The following is a 24,208-nucleotide window of genomic DNA, read 5'->3' as shown; positions in this document are numbered from 1 at the left end:
ATCTTAATTTTTATTAATCGTTTAATAAATCAAGGTCTAATTTCCGAATTTCGCAATGGCTAATATCAGATTTTAATATAAAAAAACTCGCTAAGATTTAGCGAGTTGATTTTGAGTGTTTTTGAACTTATTTTTTCAGAATGCTTCTCGAAATAACGATTTTTTGTATTTCTGAAGTTCCTTCGTAGATCTGGGTGATTTTTGCGTCTCGCATCAATCGTTCTACATGATATTCTTTTACAAAACCATTACCTCCGTGAACCTGAACTGCTTCTACTGTCACATCCATTGCTGTTTGCGAAGCACTAAGCTTGGCCATGGCACCACTAAGATCATAATTTTGTTTTTGATCTTTATCCCAGGCGGCTTTCATTACCAGGTGTCTTGAACTTTCTATAGAAGTATACATGTCTGCCAGTTTAAAAGCAATTGCCTGATGATTGCTAATTTCGGTTCCAAATGCTTTACGTTGTTTGGAATAGTCTCTTGCGAGTTCGAATGCGCCAGAGGCAATTCCCAATGCTTGCGCAGCAATTCCAATTCTTCCGCCGGCTAATGTTTTCATTGCGAATTTAAAACCAAATCCATCTTCTCCAATTCTATTTTCTTTTGGCACTTTTACATCATTGAAGTTTAGCGAATGTGTATCACTTCCTCTAATTCCAAGTTTATTTTCTTTAGGACCAATCTCAAAACCTTCCCATCCTTTTTCAACAATAAAAGCATTTATGCCATGATGCTTTTTCTCTCTATCAGTTTGTGCGATCACTAAATAGTAGTCTGCTGTACCACCGTTGGTGATCCAGTTTTTGGTTCCGTTTAGAAGGTAATAGTCTCCTTTATCGATTGCGGTAGTTCGTTGAGAAGTAGCATCGCTACCAGCTTCGGGTTCAGAGAGGCAAAATGCACCTAGTTTCTCTCCGGTAGTAAGTTTAGATAGATATTTCTTTTTCTGCTCGTGTGTGCCATAAGTATCCAGACCCCAACAAACTAACGAGTTGTTTACAGACATTACTACAGATGCAGATGCATCGATCTTAGAAATTTCTTCCATCGCCAAAACATAGCTTATGGTATCCATACCGCCACCACCATACTCCGGAGATGCCATCATACCTAAAAAGCCAAGTTCGCCCATTTTCTTAATTTGTGCTGCAGGAAATTCCTGTTTTTCATCTCTTTCGATTACACCAGGTAATAATTCTGTTTTTGCAAAATCGCGAGCAGCATCGCGAATCATTATATGTTCTTCAGATAATTCGAAATTCATTTGATTATAAATTTAGAAAAAAGTAATTTTCGCTACCAAATATAAATTTTTGATATGTATTTTTCAATAATAATTAGTTAATTTTGAGAATATGAGAAAATCAGACTATTTTGTGATAGGGGTGATGTCTGGAACGAGCTTAGATGGAATCGATTTGGCTTACATTCATTTCTCTGTTGAAAATAACTATAATTTTGAAATTTTAAAAGCTAATACCGTTGGTTATTCAGCAGAATGGCGCGAAAAACTCAATTCGGCTATCGATCTAGAGGAAAATCAACTTCAGGCACTAAATAAAGAATATACCAAATATTTGGCACAAGTAATTCTTAGGTTTATTGCTGAAAATGATATTCGAAATATAGATGCTGTATGTTCGCACGGGCATACGATTAAGCATGAACCACAAAATGCTTTCACTTTACAGATAGGAAATCTTCCTGAAATTGCCCAATATCTAAATTGTAAGGTAGTATGTGATTTTAGAGTTCAGGATGTTGAATTTGGAGGACAGGGAGCGCCTTTGGTGCCGATCGGCGACAAGATTCTTTTTAATAAATATCGATATTGTTTAAATTTAGGTGGTTTTGCAAATATTTCAGAAGAGCAAAATGGCGAAATGCTAGCTTACGATATTTGTGCAGTAAATACGGTACTTAATTATTTTACCAGGCAAATAGGAGAAGAGTACGATGATAAAGGAAAGATAGCTTCAGGAGGAAAACTGAATGAAAAATTACTTCAGAAATTAAACAATCTTAGCTTTTATAATCAAAATCCGCCAAAATCCTTGGGAATTGAATGGGTTAAAGCTGAAGTTTTACCAATAATTACTTCCGAAGAAATCTCTATTCCTGATGTTTTACATACCTATGTTATTCATGTAGCGCAACAAGTTTCACACGTGCTTGATAATCAGCAAAAATCTAAAGTTTTAGTAACCGGTGGTGGAGCTTTTAACGACTTTTTGATCGAACAGTTCAAAAGCTATTCAAATTGCGAGTTTGTAATTCCTGAAGCTAAAATTATCGATTTTAAGGAGGCTTTAATTTTTGGCTTGCTAGGAGTTTTGAGGTTAGAAGAAAAAATAAATGTTTTAAGCTCGGTTACCGGTGCAAGTAAGGATCATTCTTCTGGTAAGATTTTTATACCGGCATAGGCTAAAATTGTGATTAACTATATTTGATACAAAATTTATTTCCACACATTATATGAAGGAATTACTAAAAGTATACGAGAATAAAGAACCTGAAATTGTTTTTCATTGGAATGATCCTGAAACTGAAGCTGAAGGCTGGACGGTGATCAATTCGCTAAGAGGTGGTGCTGCCGGTGGTGGAACTCGAATGAGAGAAGGATTGGATAAAAATGAGGTGCTTTCTTTAGCAAAAACAATGGAAGTAAAATTTACCGTTTCTGGACCTGCGATTGGAGGAGCAAAATCTGGAATTAATTTTGACCCCAAAGATCCTCGAAAAAAAGGTGTTTTGGAACGATGGTATAAAGCGGTTTCTCCTTTGCTAAAAAGTTATTACGGCACCGGTGGAGATCTAAATGTAGATGAAATTCATGAGGTAATTCCAATTACTGAAGATTGCGGAGTTTGGCATCCGCAGGAAGGTGTTTTTAATGGACATTTTCAGCCAACCGAAGCCGATAAAATAAATAGAATAGGGCAACTTCGCCAGGGAGTAATTAAGGTTTTAGAAAATACCGATTATTCTCCAGATATTTCCAGAAAATATACCGTGGCAGATATGATCACTGGTTTTGGAGTTGCTGAAGCGGTGAATCAATATTATCAAATTTACGGTGGTAATATAAAAGGAAAGAAAGCGATCGTACAGGGATTTGGTAATGTAGGTTCTGCAGCCGCTTATTATCTGGCACAGATGGGAGCGAAAGTTGTTGGGATTATCGATCGTGCCGGAGGTTTGATCAATGAAGATGGTTTTTCTTTTGAAGAAATTAAAGATCTTTTCCTTCATAAGGACGGAAATACTTTAAATGCTAAAAATTTAATTCCGTTTGAAGAAATCAATCAGAAAATATGGAATCTTGATGCTGAAATATTTACGCCTTGTGCAGCTTCAAGATTAGTTACAAAAGAGCAAATTTCAAGTTTGATAAATAGTAATCTTGAGGTGATCTCTTGCGGTGCAAATGTTCCTTTTGCAGATAAAGAGATTTTCTTTGGTCCTATAATGGAGTTTACAGATGAGCGTGTAAGTCTAATTCCAGATTTTATTTCCAACTGTGGGATGGCACGAGTTTTTGCCTATTTTATGGAGCGTCGCGTACAAATGACCGACGAGGCAATTTTCAATGATACCTCGATGACGATTAAAAATGCGATTCAGAATACCTTCAATAATAATAGTAGCAAAACCAATATAAGTAAAACGGCCTTCGAGGTTGCTTTAAAGCAATTGGTGTAAGATTGAAAACTTCTTATCTGTTAGTAATTTCTTAATGAATAGCGATAAGGAGTTTTTCTGATAATTATTTTACTAAATTTGGGCAACAATTTTAATCCGATTATCACGTTACATTAAAAACCCTAATCAATTAATATGCTATATTTTATTCAGCAGGATGCCGTGACGCAGGCAGCGCAGGATGCTGCAGAGGTTTCAGAAGAAAAAACACTTTCGATTTTCGATCTGCTTTTAAGCGGTGGGATTGCCGGGCAGATTATCATAATCATTCTTTTTGTTTTGTTGTTTGCTGCGGTTTATATCTATTTTGAAAGATTGTTTGCTATAAAATCGGCGAGTCGCGTAGATAAGAATTTTATGCATCAAATTAAAGATAATGTATCCAACGGTAATATTGAATCTGCTAAAATACGATGCGCGCAGGCAGACAATCCTGTAGCGAGATTAACGGAGAAGGGAATCTCGAGAATCGGTAGTCCGCTTGAAGATATTAATACCGCGATAGAAAATGCGGGACGATTAGAGGTGTATAAATTAGAGAAGAACGTTAGTATTTTAGCAACCATCGCTGGTGCAGCGCCTATGATTGGTTTCTTGGGGACTGTAATTGGTATGGTGCTTGCATTCCATGAGTTGGCTACAAGTAGTGGGCAGGCGCAAATGGGATTACTTGCTGAAGGTATTTATACAGCAATGACCACAACTGTTGCTGGTCTTATTGTCGGGATTATAGCTTACATTGGTTATAACCATCTTGTTGTAAAAACAGATAAAGTAGTGCATCAAATGGAAGCTACTGCTGTAGACTTTTTAGACTTATTAAACGAGCCTGCTTAATATGAATTTAAGAGGTAGAAATAAAGTTAGCCCGGAGTTTAGTATGAGCTCGATGACAGATATTGTATTTCTGTTATTGATATTTTTTATGCTAACATCGCCGGTGATTACTCCAGAGGCTTTGGATCTAATACTTCCGAAAGCTAAAGGAAAGACCACCAACCAGCAAAATGTTTCAGTAAGTATTACTAAAGAATTGCAGGTTTATATTAATGATGAGCGTATAAGTAATTCGGCTTTAGAAAGTACTTTAAAAAGTAGATTGTCTGGGATAGAAAATCCAACGATCATATTAAGAGCTGAAGAAGGTGTGCCTATCGAAAAAGCAGTAAATGTAATGGATATTGCGAATCGAAATAGATATAAAATAGTATTAGCGGTTAAACCGGAATAATCATGGCTTTCTTAGAAACCAAACACGAGAAAAAATCATTCACCATCACTGTAGTGCTGCATGTACTGCTGTTGGTTATTTTGTTCTTTTTTGGTTTTACATATTTAGATCCTCCGCCAGAAAACGGGATTGCTGTAAATTTTGGAACTTCAGAAGTAGGTTCAGGAGAACAGCAGCCAACAAAACCTATCGAATCGGCTCCTAAAAATACAAGTCCAGAGGTTACTCCGCCAGAGCCAGAGCCTATTGTTGAAGAGCAGGTGGTAACTCAAGAAGTAGAAGAGGCTCCGGTGATCGAGGAAAAAAAAGAGGTTAAAAAACCTGTGGAAACTGAGAAGCCTAAAAAAATGGAGCCTAAAAAAGAAGAGCCGGCTAAAAAACCAGATCCAAAACCAGATAAATCTACGACAGATGCAATGAGTAGTATTTTAAATGGTCCAGAGCGAACTGGTGAAGAGAGCGGAGGAGAAGGTAATGATAATGCAGCCGGGGATAAAGGTTCTCCAGACGGAGATCCAAATGCTAAAAGTTACTACGGAAATGGCGCCGGTTTAGATGGTGACGGAAATTATCGTCTTGGTGGTCGCCGTGCCCTGAACAAAGAAAAATTTGTTCAGGATTGTAACGAATCTGGTATTGTTGTGGTGCGTATAGAAGTAAATCGCCAAGGGCAGGTAATCGCTGCAACTCCTGGAGTAAAAGGAACCACTAACAATGCGTCCTGTTTAACAGAGCCTGCTAGAAAAGCGGCATTGGCTACACGTTTTAACAGTGACTCTGATGCGCCTTCACGCCAGGTTGGAACCATAGTTTATAACTTCAAATTATCTGAATAATTGATAACGTATCAACAAACTGTTGAATGGATGTTTCAGCAGTTACCCATGTATCAGCGCGTGGGAAGTTCAGCATTAAAAAAAGATCTTACCAACACTTTAAAATTAGCAACGCATTTGGGTAATCCCGAGCGAGATTTTAAAAGTGTGCATGTAGCAGGGACTAATGGGAAAGGTTCCAGTAGCCACATGATCGCTTCGGTTTTGCAGGAAGCTGGCTATAAAGTTGGATTGTATACTTCGCCGCATTTAAAAGATTATAGAGAACGGATTAGAATTAATGGTGAATATATTTCTGAAGAAGCTGTAGTCGATTTTATACAAAATAATAAGTCTTTTTTTGAAGCTGAAAATCTTTCCTTTTTCGAGATGAGTGTAGGAATGGCTTTTTGGTTTTTTGCTGAAGAGAAAGTAGATATTGCTGTAATTGAAGTCGGAATGGGAGGCCGGTTAGATTCTACCAATATTATTATTCCTGAAGTAAGTTTAATTACCAATATTGGTAAAGATCACACGCAATTTTTAGGAACTACACTTCCTGAAATCGCTGGAGAAAAAGCAGGTATAATTAAACCTAATGTTCCTGTAATTATTTCTGAAAAGCATCCTGAAACAGCACCGGTTTTTAGAAAAACAGCCCAGGAAAGAAATTCAGAAATCATTTTTGCTGAAGAGTGTGAAACTTTAGAAGATCTAAGTACAGATTTGCTAGGGAGCTATCAGCAAAAGAACATCAAAGGAGTCGCTGCAGTTATTAATCAGCTTATTTCTCAAGATTGGATAATTTCTGAAGAGAATATTAGAGACGGATTAAAAAATGTTCGGAGAAACACCAATCTAAGGGGGCGTTGGGATATTCTTCAAGAAGCTCCAAAAGTTATTTGTGATACGGCTCATAATAGCGACGGACTCAAATATGTGTTCAGGCAGCTGGAGGGTGAAGTTTACGAACGATTGCATTATGTTTTAGGTGTTGTAAACGATAAAGATTTAGATGAGGTATTGCCGCTTTTCCCAAAAAATGCAACTTATTACTTCTGTAAGCCAGATGTGCCAAGAGGTTTGGAAGCTGAAAAATTAATGGCTAAATCTATCGAATTTGAGCTTCTAGGGAAGGTATTTAATAGTGTGCCAGAGGCTTATGCTGAAGCCTTAAAAACTGCCGGAGAAAAGGATCTTATCTTTTGTGGAGGTAGTAATTTTACGGTTGCTGAAATTATTTAAAATTTTTAATTTTTTTCTTTGTGTAGAAGAAAAACTAGTCTATATTTGCACTCGCAATAATGAATGGGGCGCGTAGCTCAGTTGGTTCAGAGCACTTGGTTTACACCCAAGGGGTCAGGGGTTCGAATCCCTTCGCGCCCACAACCATTCAAAAGCTTCCAAAAGGGAGCTTTTTTTAGCTAAAGCATTCATTAGGGCGCGTAGCTCAGTTGGTTCAGAGCACTTGGTTTACACCCAAGGGGTCAGGGGTTCGAATCCCTTCGCGCCCACTCAAACAAAAAAGCTTCCTTGATCGGGAAGCTTTTTTGTTTTATTCCTTTCGTAATTATAAAATCTCTACAACTTTCTCCAAAGCAATTCCTCTAGATCCTTTTATAAGAATATAAGAGTTAGTAATTGGATTCGCTGTTAGGTAGACTTTTAATTCTGCAGTAGAGTCAAATTTTTGGAACTCTTTTGTGACTGTTGTCTCCTTGAAAAATTCACCTACTAAATATACATTTTCAAAGTTCTGGTTGATACAGAGATCTACAATGTTCTGATGTTCTTCCTGGCTATAATCGCCAAGCTCTAACATGTCTCCTATAATAACCACTTTGGGCAATTCTGTACTAAGATCTCCAAAATTGATCAACGAAGAGCTCATGCTTGTAGGATTGGCATTGTAAGCATCTAGCAATAGTGTGTTCTTTTCAGTCTTTTGAATTTGAGATCGATTGTTCTTAGGTGCATAATCTTTAAGCGCATCGCTTATGTCTTTAAAAGCGACTTTAAAGTATAAGCCTATTGTTAGGGCAGCGGCGGCATTAAAAGCATTGTATTGTCCTGTAAGCTGAGTAGTAAAAGTCTCTTTGTTGAAGCTAAATGATGCAAGTTCAGGTCCTTTTTTAGAAGGTGAGTAGTCTATAGTTACCGCTGCGCTATCTATACTGCCAAATGTAAAGACATGAGAATAGCTATCCTGTCTTTTTTGGATTTCATCATCTAGGTTTAAGAATAGAAGTTTCTTGTGTTCTTTAAGGTGAGTGTATAATTCACTTTTACCTTTTATAACTCCCTCTATACCGCCAAAGCCTTCTAAATGCGCTTTTCCAAAATTCGTGATATAGCCATAATCCGGCAGTGCAATTTCGGTTAGGAATTCGATCTCTCCCTGATGATTCGCCCCCATTTCAACTACACCAACTTCTGTGGTTTCATCCATTTTTAGTAAAGTAAGAGGAACTCCTATATGATTATTTAGGTTTCCTGTGGTAGCTATGGTCTTGTATTTTTTAGAAAGAACAGCATTGATTAATTCTTTGGTAGTTGTTTTTCCATTACTCCCGGTAATGGCGATAATAGGAATGCCAAGGAATCTTCGATGGAAAGTAGCCAGTTTTTGCAGGGCATCCAGGCAGTCTTCAACTAAAATGTAGTTATCCTGATTTTTAGCGTAAGCAGCTTCATCTACAATAGCAACTTCAGCTCCTTTTTTTAAGGCTTCTTCAGCAAAATGATTGCCATTAAAATTAGCTCCTTTTAGAGCAAAAAATAAACTATTTGGTTTGATGTTTCTAGTGTCTGTGCTTACTCCAGAGCTTGTAAGAAATCTACGATGTATCTTGGCTATATTCATGAAATTAAGGTATAAAAAAAGCCCTAAAAAATTAGGGCCTTTTTTGTGAATGTTTTTCTAAAACTTTTCAAAGAATTTAATCGTTTTTAGCGCGTTTTACATCATCCATAGATTTTGCGCCTACTTTAGACATCGCATTTCTAAATCCGATATAGTCTGTTGCCATATCTTGCGGGAAGAATCTTCTTTGTGCAGGATCTAACCAATAAGCTCTATCTCTCCAAGAACCTCCTTTATAAACACGTACATCGTCACTTATTAAAGTTGTTCTTTCTTTATCGTCATACTTAGGTTTTGCCTGAGTGGTATCTCCTATTGCTATCCTATCGAAGTTAGGAGAGTTGTACATTCTTTTTGAAGAGTCATCGATATCCTGAAAAGGCTGGTAATATCTACTTGAGCTTTTATCACCATCTCTAAAATCTCTATTGTCACTTTTAGAGAAGTTGGTTCTCATGTAAGTCTCATCTTCTGTAATAGGTTTTTGTGCTATTTCACCAGGAAGGTTTCTTGCAACCACACGACCTGTGCTTAAAGTGTCATATTGGATATTGTCTGCACTTACAATCTCTACAGTTCCGTCTTCGTTTATAGCATTTTCAGTATAAACATTTCCTCTATAGTAGTTGAAGTCGTTAAATTCGTCATCTACTATTGGGCGATAAACATCAGCAACCCACTCGGCAACGTTACCTGCCATATCGTATAATCCAAAGTCATTAGCTTCGTAGCTCATAACCGGAGCAGTAATATCTGCACCATCATCACTCCAGCCAGCAATACCGCCGTAGTCTCCGGCACCTTGCTTAAAGTTTGCAAGTTGATCTCCTTGTTTTCTTAGGTCGCCACTACGAGTATATCTTCCATCCCATGGATATTTTTTACGGCCACGGTAAATGTTGTAATCACGAATTCCCACTAAACCTAAAGCTGCATATTCCCATTCTGCTTCAGTAGGAAGTCTGTATTCTGGATAAAGAACTCCGTCTTTACGCTGGGCATATTGATTTTTACCGCTAGAAGTTGTTACTGTATTACCATCTGCATCAGTTTGCGTTGAGGTATTATCATCAAGTAATTTCTGAGATTTCTTTCCGCTCTGGGTCATTTCAGTATTTCCGCCATAAACTCTGCTTGGTGCATTGATGTAGGTTTCAGTACTAAAAGTTGCTCCAGCTTCAGATTTGTATAAAGTTTCTTCAGAAATATAACCAGCTTCTACTAACTGTCTTTCATTAACTCTGTCTGTTCTCCATTTGCTAAATTCAGCAGCCTGAACCCAACTAACACCAACAACTGGATATTCTGCATAAGCAGGATGTCTCAGGTAATTATTTACCATTGTTTCGTTGTAGCCAAGTCGGTTTCTCCAAACTAATGTATCTGGGACAGCTCCGTAATAGATGTTTCTGTAGTTTTGTTCAGAAGGAGGGAAAACTCGCTTTAACCAATCTAAGTATTCTAAATACATACGGTTGGTGACTTCTGTCTCGTCCATATAAAAGGACTGAATATGTTGCTGGGTAGGTGTGTTGTTCCAGTCGTGCATTACATCATCCTGCACCTGTCCCATTGTAAAAGTTCCTCCTTCAATAAACACCAATCCTGGTGCCGGCTCCTGTTCTTCGTAGTCTGTATCGTATTGAAATCCACCGTCTTTCGAGTTAATATCCCATCCGGTAGCTCTTGAGCTGTTTTTGTAATTTTTGGAATTGTTACATCCTACTAGACCAACGCCTAAGGCGATGGTAAAAATTGCTCTAAAAGCAGTTTTCTTTCTCATTCTCATGTTCTCTTTAGGTAGAATTTAGGCTCTGCAATATAATAATTAACGATAAAAGTACAAGATTATTTTGTTCTAAACCCCATCATATAAGTATATAAAAGGTGTTGAATTATAATCCTGACTTTGTAAAAGTTAGGCAAATATGCACAAATAAATGGCTACAGCTGCAAAATTAATATTTTTTTATAGTGTGAGACGTAAAATTAAGTTCGCATTATTAGTATAATTCCTGCTTATTAGTTTCGTCTTTCCAAAGCTTCTAATTAACGAAGGATGAAGTGTTATAAACGAATTTTAAAATTGAGCCTCTTAGCTTCTAATAATATTAGTATATATTTGTTTATCATTTAGTTTAAGAGATGAAAAAAATTTCAACGATTTTATTATTAGGCTCAATACTTACATCGGGTTGGTTGCAGGCTCAGGAAATGAGAGATCGCGTAATTACAACTGCAGTTCCCTTTCTTCTAGTGGCCGCAGATGCCAGAGCAGCTGGAATGGGAGATCAGGGAGTAGCTACTGAAGTCGATGCATATTCTCAGCAATGGAATCCAGCAAAGTTTGCTTTTGCAACTTCAGAACATGGTATTGCAATTTCCTATACACCTTATCTAAGCGATATAGTTAGTGATATATTTCTGGGAGGTTTAAGTTATCATTATAAAGTAGATGATCGTAGTGCTTTCGCTGGAAGTTTAAGGTATTTTAGTTTGGGGACCATTGAAACCAGGCAAAATGTCGAGCAGGTTCCGTTGCTTGTTAGTCCTAATGAATTAACTTTTGATGCTTCGTATTCGTTAAAATTGAGTGAAACTTTCTCGATGGCGGTTGCTGGGAGGTATCTAAGATCAGATCTTGGGTTAAGTGACGGCCAGGATCTGGGAGCTGCGGGTAGTTTTGGTGTAGATGTGGCAGCTTTTTATCAAAGTGATGCCGTAGTTTATAATAATTTTGATGGCGTATGGAGATTTGGGGTGAATATTAGCAATATTGGTCCTAAAATGAGTTATGATGATGCCGGACAGGAAAACTTTATTCCGACTAATTTGAGGCTTGGGGGAGGTTTTGATTTCATTTTTAATCCTGATAGTAAATTAGGTGTTTATCTGGAATTTAATAAACTTCTAGTGCCTACACCTCAGGATTTTAATGGAGACGGAGTAATTGATCAGGAAGACGACGATATTTACAACACTACAACTTCTATAGGCGGAATTTTTGAATCTTTTACTGATGCTCCAGATGGGTTGAGCGAAGAACTTAAAGAAGTAACCTGGGCTTTGGGAACCGAGTATACTTTTAGAGATGCTATTAAATTAAGAGCAGGTTATTTTAACGAAAGTGACGAAAAAGGATATCGAAAATTTGTTTCTGTAGGTGGGGGTTTTAAATATGAAGAATTTGTTATTATCGATATTTCATACTTATTTTCAACCTCTCAATTTCCTAGTCCCTTAGATAAAACATTAAGATTTGGATTGACTTTCAACTTAGGAGATGAGTATATTAATTGATATTAGATAAAATAGCGTATAAATCTTTGAAAAAGCATCAATGTGAAATTGGTGCTTTTTTTGTTTATTTTGGTTTCCCGAAATTAAAACTATGGAAAAAATAAAATTTTCAGCTGAATTAGATGTTTTTGAGGATCGATCAAAATTGCCGCAGGAAATTCAGCATTTAATGTCTCAAGCTATTGAAGCGAGAGATAATGCTTATGCGCCATATTCATCTTTTAAGGTAGGTGCGGCGCTTTTGTTGGAGAATAATGAGACCGTAATTGGTAGTAATCAGGAGAATGCCTCGTATCCTTCAGGTTTATGTGCAGAGCGAACAGCGATTTATTACGCTGGCGCAAAATATCCGCAAAAGGCTATAAATGCTATGGCAATTTCAGCAAAATCACTAAATAGAGAAATAGCTTCACCTATTCCGCCATGCGGTGCCTGCCGCCAGGCCATTTCAGAATATGAGGTAAATCAGGAAAAAGGAATTCCAATTTATTTTATGGGAGAAAAAGGAAAGGTTTACAAGGCGAAATCGATAAAGGACTTATTGCCATTTATATTCGATAAATTTAATCTTTAGTTTAATCAAGATTTTGCAGTAAAACTGTTTTCCATTCTTATTATAAATAGTATTTTTGTTACTCGCTTGGCGAAATCTATCTGTAAAGCCATAAAAATTTTTAAAGTAAATGAAGAAAATAACAAAAGCCACGTATTTAAAGTGGTATGAGGATATGCTGTTTTGGCGTAAGTTCGAAGATAAGCTTGCGCAAGTTTATATTCAGCAAAAAGTAAGAGGTTTTTTACATTTGTATAACGGGCAAGAGGCTATCCTGGCAGGTGCTTTACATGCGATGGATACTGATAAGGATCGTATGATCACGGCTTATCGTAACCACGTTCAGCCAATTGGATTAGGAGTAGATCCTAAGAGAGTTATGGCAGAGTTGTATGGTAAAGGAACTGGTACTTCGCAAGGTCTTGGAGGCTCTATGCATATTTTCTCTAAAGAACATCGTTTTTATGGTGGTCATGGTATCGTTGGGGGACAAATTCCTCTAGGAGCCGGGCTTGCTTTTGCAGATAAATATTTTAAAAGAGATGCTGTTACCTTAACTTTTATGGGCGATGGAGCTACTCGTCAGGGTTCATTACATGAAACCTTAACGATGGCTGTAAACTGGAACCTTCCTGTAGTTTTCTGTGTAGAAAATAATGGATATGCGATGGGAACTTCTGTAGCTAGAACTGCTAGAAGTACAGATATATATAAATTAGGTAATGGTTATGAAATGCCATGTGCGCCTGTAGATGCTATGGATCCAGAAAAAGTGGCTGAAGCTTTAGACGAAGCTATAGCTCGTGCAAGAAAAGGTGAAGGTCCTACTTTCTTAGAATTAAAAACTTACCGTTATAGAGGTCACTCAATGAGTGATGCGCAGCATTACAGAACTAAAGATGAAGTTGCAGAATATCAAAAGATAGATCCAATCACTAAGGTTAGAAATATTCTTATTGATAAAAAGTATGCGACAGAAGATGATATCAAGAAGATCGACAAGCGAGTTAAGGACAAAGTAAAAGAATGTGAAGAATTCGCAGAAGAATCGGCTTTCCCAGAAAAGAATGTAATGTACGATGTGGTTTACGAACAAGAGGATTACCCTTTCTTACCACATAAACTATAATAATTATGGCAGAAGTAATTAACATGCCGCGATTAAGCGACACCATGGAAGAAGGTGTTGTGGCAAAATGGTTAAAACAAAAAGGAGATAAAGTTGCTGAAGGAGATATTCTTGCTGAAATCGAAACCGATAAGGCGACGATGGAGTTCGAATCTTTTTATGAAGGTACACTTTTACATATAGGGATCGAAGAAGGAGAAACTGCACCGGTAGATACGCTTTTAGCAATTATTGGTGAAGAAGGTGAAGATATCTCTGGTTTACTAAATGGCGAAGGCGGTTCTGCTGATGAAGCTAAAGAAGAAGCTGCAGCCGAAGAAGAAACTACAGAGGATGATAGCGCATCAGAAGCTGGAGAAATTCCAGAAGGTGTAGAGATCGTAAAAATGCCTCGCCTTAGTGATACTATGGAAGAAGGTACAGTTGCTTCCTGGTTAAAACAAGAAGGTGATAAGGTTGCAGAAGGAGATATCCTTGCTGAAATCGAAACTGATAAAGCAACAATGGAATTCGAATCTTTTTATGAAGGTACACTTCTTAAAATTGGTATTCCAGAAGGAGAGACTGCTCCTGTAGATAGTTTATTAGCTATTATTGGTCCAGAAGGAACCGATGTTTCTAATGTGACTGGTGATTCTGCTGGTAAAAAAACAGCTCCTAAAAAAGAAGAAAAGTCTGAAGCTAAAGAAGAGAAGATAGAAGAAACTACTTCAACTTCATCAGATTCATCCTCAGAAAGTGGAAGAATTTTCGCTTCTCCTTTAGCTAAGAAAATGGCTGAAGATAAAGGAATCGATCTATCTAAAGTAGAAGGTTCAGGAGAAAATGGAAGAATCGTTAAGAAAGATATCGAATCTTACAAGCCATCTGCTGCTCCTGCTGCTAAAGAAGAAACAACTAAGAGAGAAGCAGAAACTTCTGTAGCTGCTCCTTATGTTCCTGCTGGGGAAGAGAGCTTCGAGGAAATTAAGAATTCTCAAATGAGAAAGACGATCGCTAAGCGTCTTGGAGAATCTAAATTTAGTGCTCCTCATTACTACCTTACTATAGAGGTTGATATGGAAAATGCAATGGCATCTAGAAAGCAAATCAATGCAATGCCAGATGTAAAAGTTTCTTTCAACGATATGGTAATTAAGGCAAGTGCAATGGCACTTCGTAAGCATCCTCAGGTTAATAGCCAATGGACAGGTGATGCAATGAAAATTGCCAAGCATATCCATATGGGGGTTGCTGTTGCTGTAGAAGAAGGTCTTGTGGTACCTGTTCTTAAATTTGCAGATCAAATGTCTATGACGCAAATTGGAGGTAACGTAAAAGATCTTGCAGGTAAAGCGCGTAACAAAAAACTTCAGCCAAAAGAGATGGAAGGAAGTACGTTTACCGTATCTAACTTGGGAATGTTTGGTATTACTGAATTTACAAGTATTATCAACCAGCCTAACTCGGCAATTCTTTCAGTAGGAACAATTGTAGAGAAGCCTGTAGTGAAAAACGGAGAGATCGTAGTTGGTCACACAATGAAGCTTACTTTAGCTTGTGATCATAGAACTGTAGACGGTGCTACTGGTGCTGCGTTCTTACAGGATCTTAAAACTTATATCGAGAATCCAGTTACTATGCTTGCTTAATCGAGCCGGTAATTTTAGAATATTATGGAATCCCGCGTTTACTCGCGGGATTTTTTTATTTTAGCTAATATGAGAAAACCACTTAAAAACTTAGGAGTTCTGGCTATAGGTTTAGCCGGAATGCTGTCCTGCAATGCTCAGGATACAACTGTCGATGTTTCTGCGGAAGAAATGAAAACGAATTTGGAGTATTTGGCTTCAGATGAGTTAATGGGACGTAAAACCGGTACCGAAGGAATTGAAAAAGCAGCCAGCTTTATCACGAATATATTTGAAGAAAACGGGGTGAAACCTTACTATGATACTTATCGTGATCATTTTAAAATTGGCGGTGTAGAAGCTTTTAATATCGTTGGATATTTAGAAGGTAATGATGCAGAATTAAAAAATGAATTTGTAATTATTGGTGCGCATTACGACCATATTGGTATTGGTAAAGAAGTAGATGGCGATACCATTGCGAATGGCGCTAATGACAATGCAGCCGGTACGACGGCAGTTGTAGAATTAGCTAAACATTTTGCCAGTATCGACGATAATAAGCGTAGTATTTTATTCATTCTTTTTAGTGGGGAAGAAATGGGCTTAAAAGGTTCTTCGCATAGTGCAAAGAAGCTTAAAGAAGATGGCCTTGACCTTTATACTATGATCAACCTGGAGATGATCGGTGTGCCGATGGAAGGTAAAGATTACCTTGCTTATGTAACTGGTTTCGAAGAAACGAATCTTGCTGAAAAGTTTAATCAATATACAGGAGAAAAAACTATAGGATTTTTTGCAGGAGCTAAGCAAATGAATCTTTTCAAAAGAAGCGATAACTATCCTTTTTATGCTGAATTTAATGTGCCTTCACAAACTATTTGTACGTTCGATTTTACAAATTATTCATATTACCATCACGTAAAAGATGAGGTTTCAGAAATGAATCCAGAGCATATGGCTAAAGTTGTTGAAGCAATTATTCCTGGTATTCACCAAATCCTGAATACTCCAGAGAAAGAGATAAAAATGAATTAGAATGAAGAATGTTGTAATTACCGGAACCAGCCGAGGAATTGGTTTTGAACTGGTAAAACTTTTTGCTGAAGAAAATTATAATGTGCTGGCGCTGTCTAGAAATGATGCGCCGGTAGCCAAGCTGAAATTCGATAATATTAGCAGCTTTTCTTTTGATCTTGGACAGGAAGCCGATTTAAAAAAAGCTTCAGAATTTGTGCAAAATGAATGGAATGGTAAAGTTGATATTCTTATTCATAACGCGGGTGCTTTTCTGAATAAGCCATTCGAGGAAACCAAATTAGAAGAGTTTAGAGCCATTTACGAGGTAAATGTATTCGGTTTAATAGGTTTAACTCAAATGTTGCTGCCATTTATGACTTCTGAATCTCATATTGTTAGCATTAGTAGTATGGGAGGAGTGCAGGGGAGTATGAAATTCGCTGGTTTATCGGCATATTCTTCAAGTAAAGCCGCAATTATCACATTAACCGAATTACTCGCCGAAGAATACAAAGAAAATGGTCCTGTTTTTAATGTTTTGGCCCTTGGGGCGGTTCAAACCGAGATGCTGGCTGCAGCATTTCCGGGATTAGAAGCGCCACTTTCAGCAGCAGAAATGGCTTTATATATTAAGAATTTCAGTATTACAGGAAGCAAATTCTATAATGGGAAACTACTTCAGGTTTCCAATAGCACGCCTTAAGATTTCAAAATGAATCAGGTTTTATCTAGATATTTACCAAGCCATGCGGTAGAGCCGGCTTTTATGCTTATTAGAGATAATAATGTTCATTTAAAGGTTGTGAACGAGCGAAGAACGCGGCATGGTGATTATCGCAGGATGCCAGATGGTACACAGCAAATCACCGTTAATGCCAACCTGAATAAATATCGATTTCTAATTACTTTGGTTCATGAAATTGCCCATTTACTGGCTTTCGAAAAATATGGAAGGAGGATAAAACCACATGGGCAGGAATGGAAACTTACCTTTAGAAATCTAATGTTGCCGTTTATTCGGCCAGAGATATTTCCGTCTAAATTACTTCCTATAATAGCAAGTCATTTTAGGAATCCCACGGCAAGTAGTGATACAGATGCTCGATTATCTATCGCTCTAAAAAGTTTTGATCAGCCAAACGATAAAAACTATATTTTTGAAGTTCCGGCAGGAGCCTTATTTCGAATTTATAACGGTAAGGTTTTTAAGAAAGGACCAAAGCGAATTAAACGATACGAATGTCTGGAAGTAAGCACAGGGAAGATCTATCTATTTCAACCAAATGCTGAAGTAGAACTTCTAAAAGCTTAGTATTTGATATTTTTCTGAAGTTATGGAAAACGAGAATGAAAATTTAGAAAAGAAGGAAGAATACCATGTGCAGGCAAAAGGCTTTTTGCAAAGTACGAAGGTTTTTGTCAATGATCTTTTAGATATACGTACCGATAGTGATCGCGAGTCGACATTAGAGGCTGTACGAAAAGATATTTCATTTAAAGGACATAATGCCTGGATTCTTATTTTCTCCATTTTTGTGGCTTCCATTGGGCTTAATGTAAGTAGTACAGCAGTTGTTATTGGAGCGATGCTTATTTCACCCCTTATGGGGCCAATTGTTGGGGTAGGAATGTCTGTGGCTATTAATGATGTTGACACTTTAAGAAAGTCACTTAAAAACCTTGGAATTATGGTTGTTTTAAGTGTGCTTACAGCTTTCGTATATTTCAAAATTTCTCCGGTTACAGAGATCACTCCAGAGCTGGAAGCTCGAACCTATCCAACGATATTAGATGTTTTAGTGGCTATTTTTGGTGGTCTCGCGTTAATCGTTGGGAAATCTAAAAAAGGAACGATTGCCAGTGTGATCCTTGGAGTAGCGATCGCTACTGCCTTAATGCCACCACTTTGCACAGTTGGTTTTGGACTGGCAAATTCTCAATGGCAAAATGCTGGCGGTGCTTTCTATCTATTTTCGATAAATGCTGTATTTATCGCCTTATCTACTTTTGCCGTTACCAAATTACTTGGTTTTCCTTTGGTGCGTTATGCAAACAGTAAACGTAGAAGAAGAACTGCACAGGTAGCATCGGCGGTTGCGGTAATTGTGATGATTCCCAGTATTATTCTTTTTATAAATCTGCTGAATAAGACATTGTTTGAAACCAAGGCGAAAGACTTTGTTTCTAACGATATTCGCTATTTAGGGGCTGAGGTTTTAAAGCAGGAAGCCGATTTTGACGATAAAACCATTGATATCTATTTGATAGGAAAACGTGTTCCTGAAGCTACAGTAGCAACCTGGAGAGCTAGATTAACTGAAATTGAAGCACTAAAAGAATCAAAATTGATCGTACATCAAAGTGCTGAAGAAGGCGGCAATTTAGATGAACTATCTACGCAGGTTAGAAGCGGTATTTTAGAAGATCTATATCTTAAAAACCAGGAAGTGATTGAAGATAAGGATTCTCGAATCAGGCTTTTGGAAGATCGTATTAACAGCTATAGAACGTCTCTTTTCGATTTTAATAGTCTAAGTAAAGAGGCTCAGGCAAATTATGAAGAGATCGAAAATCTAGGCTATTCCAATCAGATTATTACAGATTTTAAAAATACAGATACCATTCCTACTTTTTCCATAACCTGGAAAAACAATGTTTCTTCTAGAGAAAAGGAAGAGAACAGGCAGAAATTCGAAAACTGGTTAAATGTGCGATTAGCCTTAGATACGCTTACAGTAAAATCGGTTAATTAATAACCTTTCAATTGTGCATCTCTTACCTTTTTAAATAGGTCTGAAGAATATACAAAATCGGTTACGGTTTTATCTTCGGTTCTAAAGATTTCGTCTTTGGTACCTGTCCAGGCTAAAAGTCCGTCTTTTAAAAATGCAATTTTTTCGCCGATTTCTAATACCGAGTTCATATCGTGAGTTATGATTATCGTGGTGATATCAAACTCATGCGTAATTTTCTGAATTAAATTGTCGATTACCGTCGCTGTTGTTGGATCTAAACCAGAGTTAGGTTCGTCACAAAAAAGATACTTAGGCTGGTTTACGATTGCCCTGGCGATAGATACACGTTTTTGCATACCACCACTTATTTCTGAAGGCATTTTATCATCTGCCCCCACAAGATTTACACGATCTAAAACGGTGTCTACACGTTCTTCCATTTCAGATTTTTTCATCTTTGTGAACATCTTCAGTGGAAACATCACATTTTCTTTTACGGTCATCGAATCGAATAATGCACCGCCCTGAAATACCATTCCTATTTCCTTTCTAAGCTCACGGCGTTCTTCATCTGTAAAATGGCTATAAGGCTTCCCATCGTATTCAATGATACCTTTTTCCGGAGTAAAGATTCCGAGCATATTTTTCAAAAATACACTCTTTCCAGATCCAGATTGGCCAATTATAAGATTGGTTTTTCCACGTTCAAAAACAAAGTTAAGTCCTTTTAAAACTTCTTCACCATCAAATGATTTATGTAAATCTTTTACTTCTATCATAATTAACTAAGTAATAATTGAGTGGTTGCATAATTGGTAATGATCAGGACAACACTAGTCCAAACAAAAGCCGTTGTACTGGCCTGTCCTACTTCTAAAGCTCCGCCTTTCATGTAATAGCCATGATAAGCTGGTACCGTGGCAAGGATAAAAGCGAATAAAAAGGTTTTTATGAAAGCATAAATTAAATGGAATGTCACAAAATCATCCTGTAAACCAGTTATGAAAGCATCTGGTTTTACAAATCCTCCCAAAACAGCTGCAACATATGCTCCTAAAATTCCTAAGAACATAGATATCGCGATCACAAAGGGATAGGTTAACATAGCGATGATCTTTGGAAAAATAAGATAGTTTTTAGAGTTGATTCCCATCACTTCTAGAGCATCGATTTGCTCGGTTACGCGCATCGATCCAATACTGGAGGTTATAAACGAACCAACTTTTCCTGCCATGATAATAGAAATAAAAGTTGGCGAGAACTCGAGTATAACAGATTGTCTCGCGGCAAAAGCAACCAGACTCTTTGGGATAAGAGGATTGTTTAAATTCAATGCCGTTTGGATCGCTACAACAGCTCCAATAAAAAATGATAAAAAGCATACAATCCCTAAAGATCCAATGATAAGCTCATTTATTTCTTTAAAAATAAGATCTTTTAAAACCGATCGTTTGGTCATTCTGCCAAAGACACCTTTCAGCATTAAAAAATATTCACCGATTGAGTGGAGATAGGTCATTCAACAATTTTTGTAAAGCTAAAATACTAAATTTTACCCCGAAAGTATTTAACGTAGAATTAAACTTTAACTTCTTAAGTTTAGTACTTTTGGGGTGTTCTTCAAAAAAAATATTATGAGACGGATATTTTCAGCAGCTTTCATGCTGTTATTTGCTTTTTCATCCAAAGCACAAAGCCCTAATACTAATGCAGATAAACCCAAACTTGTGGTTGGAATTGTAGTCGATCAAATGCGCTATGATTACTTAAATAAATTTTGGGATAAGTATGAAAAAGGCGGATTTAAACGATTAATCCAGGAAGGATTTAATTTCAGAAATAATCATTACAATTACGCGCCAACTTATACCGGGCCGGGACATACATCGGTTTGGACAGGAACAAGCCCTATGAATCACGGGATTATTGGAAACGATTGGTTCGATAAATTTTCTGGAGAGATGGTGTATTGTGCGCAAGATGATAGCGTAGCATCTTTGGGAACTAAAACCAATGCAGGGAAAATGTCTCCACATCGTATGCAAACTACAACGCTAACAGATCAAAATAGATTGCATACGCAGTTTAGAGGAAAAACGATTGGTGTTTCTATCAAAGACCGTGGCGCGATTTTACCTGCTGGTCATACAGCCAATGCAGCATATTGGTTTTCTGGTGGGGAAGATGGTAAATTCATCAGTAGCACATATTATATGGAAGAATTGCCAAAATGGGTCCAAAAATTCAATAAATCTGGAAAAGCAGATTCGTATTTAAAAGAATGGGATACCTTTCTGGATATTGAAACTTATACTGAAAGTGGTGTAGATGAAAATGATTTTGAAGGAGGTTTCCGCGGAAAAGAAACAGCGACTTTTCCTTATGATCTAAAAAAACTGAGTAAGGAAAACGGAAATTACAATATCATACCACAAACACCATTTGGTGATGATATTACTCTAGACTTCGCACTTGCAGCTATCGAAGCTGAAGAATTAGGTAAAGATGAAGATACTGATATTCTTGCTTTAAGTTTTTCGAGTACCGATAAAGTGGGACATAATTTTGGAGTGAACTCTAAAGAAGTAGAAGATACTTACCTAAGATTAGATAAAAACATATCAGATCTTTTAGCGTATTTAGATAAAAATATTGGAGAAGGTGAGTATACCGTTTTTCTAACCGCAGATCACGCTGGTGGTCATGTAGGTGGATATTTGAATTCTAAGAAAATTCCAACCGGTAATTTAGATTACGGAAAGCTGCAAAGGGCTTTTAAAGATTTTGCGACAGAGCAATTTGGAGACGGATTAATTCAAAATGTATCTAACGATCAGATCTTTTTGGATTACGAGTATATGGCAAATGAAGAATTAGATCCTGAAGAGGTTGAAACTAAGATCGAACATTTTTTAATTCAGCAACCAGGAGTCTATAAGGTGTATACCCGATCAGAATTACAATCAAATAATTTTTCTAACGGAATTGGTTATTTGATCCAAAACGGGTTCAACCAAAAGCGAAGTGGTGATATTATGATCGTAGAACATCCTGGTAGTGGTTATGGTCGTGGTTCTACTCACGGTAGTGCCTTCAATTACGATACACATACGCCGTTATTATTCTTTGGAGCAGGAGTTCCTCATGGAGAAACTTACGAGCGTTCAGAAATTATAGATATCGCGCCAACTATGGCCGCATTGATGGGAATCGAATATCCTAACGGAACAAGCGGAAAACCATTAGCGATCATGCTCGATAAAGCTTCAGAATAATCTCTTCTGAAAGAAACTCAAATAAAAAAGCTCCTGAAATTCGATAATTTTAGGAGCTTTTTTATATCATTATTTTATGATTTTAGCCTTCATTTTTTTCCAACGTAAGGTTCTAATGAATTTTGCTTCTTCTTCGGAAACCAATAAATTTTCATTTCCTTTTTTCGCCTGAAAATAACCTTTTAAATACGCCGGAAATAAACTAAGATCATTTTTTAGAGTCGCCAATTTGGCTGAAGCAATTGTTGTAATCAAAAACCCGTAACCTAAGCGATAAAAAGCTTTTCCCTGTTTGTAGCGGGAAGCTTTGGTGTTATAGTTTGCTCCGGTTGGTTTTAGATGTTTTACGTGCAATTTTTCGGTAGTTTGTATTTTCCATCCATGAAACTGAGCTAAAAGTTCATCTACAGTATCCCAACCCATGGCAGGTTTTAATCCGCCAATAGCTTTAAAACAATCTTTACGATAGGCTTTTAAAGCTCCTCTAATGTGATCTTTATCGGTTAGATTTTCGATGATCCATTCTCCATTTTTATCGATGGTACAATGGCCTGCAGCCATCCCAATTTTTGGATCTTTTCTGAAGATTTCGATGATAGTTTCCAGGTAGTTTTCAGGAAAAATAAGATCTGCATCAAATTTACAGATCAAATCATAATCTTCATCAAGATCTGCTAAGCCGGCATTAAAAGCATTAATTACTTTACTTCCAGGTTGATGCGCTTCAGATGAGGTTGTGTTTTTTAGCTGAATAAAAGGATGATTTTCGATAAATTCCTGAATAATTTTTGGAGTTTCATCGGTGCTTTGGTCGTTTACCACCACAATTTTTGAAGGTAAAAATGTTTGTTTCACCAAAGACTGAAGCGTTAAACCAATAAAATCTGCCTCGTTATGTGCCGGAATGACGATATAAATTCTCAAAAGCTAAAGTTTAGCGTAAACTTACGATATTCTATAATTTCAGTATAAATTTTATAAACTGAACTTTTTCGAAAGAGATGCCTTTAAAGGAGAATGATTTTATACCAATGCTACTTGTGTAAGCTTATCACATTGCGACCACTTGAATAAATATAGCTAAAAACTTCGAATATTGACTAAGTGTCAAACGTAATTGGTTATACACGTTTTTGTTTGCTAGCGTTCTTAATAAGTTGATATTTTTCTTGTTCACTATTATTAAAAAAATAGTCAAATGGTCAGCCCAATATGAGTTAATCCCATCTTCTTTTAACTCGAGTGCTGAAATCCATAATTTTTCATTTCCGAATTCGATTTGCCAGGTTTGCGGTAAAGTGATTTTCTTTTTTACACCCATTGGAACAAAGTATGTGCTCGTTTTCTGACTAACGATCTCATCCCAAAGAACAATTATTTTTGTAATTGTTTTGTTAATCAGGTTTTTCCAATTCGGATTTTCAGTTAGAGAAATTGTTTTAATTCCTTGTTTGATATTTTTTCGCTTATACAATGGCTTCGATTGTCCCAAGTGGCAGAGATAAGGAGATGGACTTGTAACTTTAAATTTATAGTTTTTTGTCTAAAAACCGCTATTTGCGGTTAACCGTTGTTGCTATTGCGGCTAGTTCTCAGCTTCTATTGAATTTTATATTATTTGATAATAATGTACTTTTGCACCAATGAGATTAGTTATTTTCTTTATATCATTTTTAGTTTTGTCCTTATCCAGTTTCCCTTGTTGTTTACTTGAGGAAGTGGGAGAAAATTCAGTTTGTATAGAAAATTCATCTAATTCTCAAGACGACCCTAGTAGTAACGAAGTCTGTTCTCCCTTTCTTAATTGTGGAAGCTGTACTGGATTTGCTATTCAGGAATATTTAGAAATTACATTTATTCAAGACGAATTATCACTTACCGTATTACCTTCTTACCAAGAATTATTCAAAAGTGCGTACCAGAATCCTGATTTTAAACCACCAAAGCCAAGATTATATAAATTAGTTTA

22 protein-coding genes and 2 tRNA genes are annotated in these 24,208 nt (G+C 36.9%); 17 read left to right on the top strand and 7 right to left on the bottom strand.

The window, feature by feature from the left end; translation table 11 throughout:
• Positions 1–127 precede the first annotated feature (127 nt).
• The gene (locus tag BM201_RS12940) at positions 128–1,270 is read right to left on the bottom strand and encodes an acyl-CoA dehydrogenase (RefSeq protein WP_092543277.1); all 1,143 of its coding nucleotides are present in this window, start codon (positions 1,268–1,270) and stop codon (positions 128–130) included.
• A gap of 91 nt (positions 1,271–1,361) precedes the next feature.
• On the opposite strand from BM201_RS12940, the gene BM201_RS12935 reads away from it, so the two are divergent.
• The 8 genes from BM201_RS12935 to BM201_RS12900 all read left to right on the top strand — a co-directional run bounded on the left by BM201_RS12935 (position 1,362) and on the right by BM201_RS12900 (position 7,268).
• Entirely contained in the window at positions 1,362–2,429 is a 1,068-nt protein-coding gene (locus BM201_RS12935; RefSeq protein ID WP_092543275.1) for an anhydro-N-acetylmuramic acid kinase, read from the top strand.
• A gap of 52 nt (positions 2,430–2,481) precedes the next feature.
• Positions 2,482–3,708: a Glu/Leu/Phe/Val dehydrogenase dimerization domain-containing protein gene (locus BM201_RS12930; RefSeq protein WP_092543273.1), complete on the top strand. Its 1,227-nt coding sequence runs from the start codon at positions 2,482–2,484 to the stop codon at positions 3,706–3,708.
• Between the two features lie 135 nt (positions 3,709–3,843).
• Entirely contained in the window at positions 3,844–4,545 is a 702-nt protein-coding gene (locus BM201_RS12925) for a MotA/TolQ/ExbB proton channel family protein (protein WP_092543271.1), read from the top strand.
• Position 4,546: 1 nt separating this feature from the next.
• Complete coding sequence (locus BM201_RS12920; RefSeq protein WP_092543269.1) at positions 4,547–4,939, top strand: ExbD/TolR family protein; 393 nt, start codon at positions 4,547–4,549, stop codon at positions 4,937–4,939.
• 2 nt (positions 4,940–4,941) lie between these two features.
• Positions 4,942–5,775, top strand: a complete 834-nt coding sequence (locus tag BM201_RS12915) for an energy transducer TonB (RefSeq protein ID WP_092543267.1) — start codon at positions 4,942–4,944, stop codon at positions 5,773–5,775.
• 3 nt (positions 5,776–5,778) lie between these two features.
• Entirely contained in the window at positions 5,779–6,999 is a 1,221-nt protein-coding gene (locus BM201_RS12910; RefSeq protein WP_245758637.1) for a bifunctional folylpolyglutamate synthase/dihydrofolate synthase, read from the top strand.
• 66 nt (positions 7,000–7,065) lie between these two features.
• Positions 7,066–7,140: transfer RNA gene (locus BM201_RS12905), tRNA-Val, on the top strand.
• 53 nt (positions 7,141–7,193) lie between these two features.
• Positions 7,194–7,268: transfer RNA gene (locus BM201_RS12900), tRNA-Val, on the top strand.
• Positions 7,269–7,324: 56 nt separating this feature from the next.
• Here BM201_RS12900 and BM201_RS12895 read toward each other — a convergent pair.
• Together BM201_RS12895 and gldJ are read right to left on the bottom strand one after the other, a co-directional pair.
• A complete protein-coding gene (locus BM201_RS12895; protein ID WP_092543263.1) occupies positions 7,325–8,617 on the bottom strand; it encodes a UDP-N-acetylmuramoyl-tripeptide--D-alanyl-D-alanine ligase in 1,293 nt (430 codons plus the stop codon).
• A 76-nt stretch (positions 8,618–8,693) separates the two neighbouring features.
• Positions 8,694–10,406, bottom strand: coding sequence for a gliding motility lipoprotein GldJ (gene gldJ, locus BM201_RS12890; RefSeq protein ID WP_175487036.1), 1,713 nt, complete (start codon positions 10,404–10,406; stop codon positions 8,694–8,696).
• A gap of 356 nt (positions 10,407–10,762) precedes the next feature.
• Between gldJ and porV the strand changes: the two genes are divergently transcribed.
• The 8 genes from porV to BM201_RS12850 all read left to right on the top strand — a co-directional run bounded on the left by porV (position 10,763) and on the right by BM201_RS12850 (position 18,982).
• The gene (gene porV / locus BM201_RS12885; protein ID WP_092543259.1) at positions 10,763–11,917 is read left to right on the top strand and encodes a type IX secretion system outer membrane channel protein PorV; all 1,155 of its coding nucleotides are present in this window, start codon (positions 10,763–10,765) and stop codon (positions 11,915–11,917) included.
• A 91-nt stretch (positions 11,918–12,008) separates the two neighbouring features.
• Positions 12,009–12,491 (top strand): cytidine deaminase, encoded by a 483-nt coding sequence (cdd, locus tag BM201_RS12880; RefSeq protein ID WP_092543257.1) that lies wholly within the window; start codon positions 12,009–12,011, stop codon positions 12,489–12,491.
• Between the two features lie 109 nt (positions 12,492–12,600).
• Positions 12,601–13,599 (top strand): pyruvate dehydrogenase (acetyl-transferring) E1 component subunit alpha, encoded by a 999-nt coding sequence (gene pdhA / locus BM201_RS12875; protein WP_092543255.1) that lies wholly within the window; start codon positions 12,601–12,603, stop codon positions 13,597–13,599.
• Between the two features lie 5 nt (positions 13,600–13,604).
• Positions 13,605–15,230 (top strand): pyruvate dehydrogenase complex dihydrolipoamide acetyltransferase, encoded by a 1,626-nt coding sequence (locus BM201_RS12870; RefSeq protein ID WP_092543253.1) that lies wholly within the window; start codon positions 13,605–13,607, stop codon positions 15,228–15,230.
• Positions 15,231–15,299: 69 nt separating this feature from the next.
• Entirely contained in the window at positions 15,300–16,247 is a 948-nt protein-coding gene (locus BM201_RS12865; RefSeq protein ID WP_092543251.1) for a M28 family peptidase, read from the top strand.
• Position 16,248: 1 nt separating this feature from the next.
• On the top strand, positions 16,249–16,932 hold the full coding sequence (locus tag BM201_RS12860) for an SDR family NAD(P)-dependent oxidoreductase (protein WP_092543249.1): 684 nt from the start codon (positions 16,249–16,251) through the stop codon (positions 16,930–16,932).
• Between the two features lie 9 nt (positions 16,933–16,941).
• Positions 16,942–17,541 (top strand): SprT-like domain-containing protein, encoded by a 600-nt coding sequence (locus BM201_RS12855; RefSeq protein ID WP_092543247.1) that lies wholly within the window; start codon positions 16,942–16,944, stop codon positions 17,539–17,541.
• A gap of 22 nt (positions 17,542–17,563) precedes the next feature.
• Positions 17,564–18,982, top strand: a complete 1,419-nt coding sequence (locus BM201_RS12850; protein WP_092543245.1) for a DUF389 domain-containing protein — start codon at positions 17,564–17,566, stop codon at positions 18,980–18,982.
• Here BM201_RS12850 and BM201_RS12845 read toward each other — a convergent pair.
• A complete protein-coding gene (locus BM201_RS12845; RefSeq protein ID WP_092543243.1) occupies positions 18,979–19,743 on the bottom strand; it encodes an ABC transporter ATP-binding protein in 765 nt (254 codons plus the stop codon). The genes BM201_RS12850 and BM201_RS12845 overlap by 4 nt on opposite strands.
• Before the next feature lie 2 nt (positions 19,744–19,745).
• Entirely contained in the window at positions 19,746–20,483 is a 738-nt protein-coding gene (locus tag BM201_RS12840; RefSeq protein WP_092543241.1) for an MlaE family ABC transporter permease, read from the bottom strand.
• Between the two features lie 115 nt (positions 20,484–20,598).
• Between BM201_RS12840 and pafA the strand changes: the two genes are divergently transcribed.
• Positions 20,599–22,239 (top strand): alkaline phosphatase PafA, encoded by a 1,641-nt coding sequence (pafA, locus tag BM201_RS12835; RefSeq protein ID WP_092543239.1) that lies wholly within the window; start codon positions 20,599–20,601, stop codon positions 22,237–22,239.
• Between the two features lie 69 nt (positions 22,240–22,308).
• Here the strand turns inward: pafA and BM201_RS12830 are convergent, their stop codons facing one another.
• Together BM201_RS12830 and BM201_RS12825 are read right to left on the bottom strand one after the other, a co-directional pair.
• On the bottom strand, positions 22,309–23,163 hold the full coding sequence (locus BM201_RS12830; RefSeq protein ID WP_092543237.1) for a glycosyltransferase family 2 protein: 855 nt from the start codon (positions 23,161–23,163) through the stop codon (positions 22,309–22,311).
• A gap of 127 nt (positions 23,164–23,290) precedes the next feature.
• On the bottom strand, positions 23,291–23,731 hold the full coding sequence (locus BM201_RS12825; protein ID WP_092543235.1) for a hypothetical protein: 441 nt from the start codon (positions 23,729–23,731) through the stop codon (positions 23,291–23,293).
• Between the last annotated feature and the right edge of the window lie 477 nt (positions 23,732–24,208).

Origin of the sequence: Zunongwangia mangrovi (genome assembly GCF_900112105.1) — a bacterium.
Classification (GTDB): domain Bacteria; phylum Bacteroidota; class Bacteroidia; order Flavobacteriales; family Flavobacteriaceae; genus Zunongwangia; species Zunongwangia mangrovi.
Note: the sequence above shows the minus strand (reverse complement) of the source record. Positions and strands in the feature narration are given on the sequence as shown.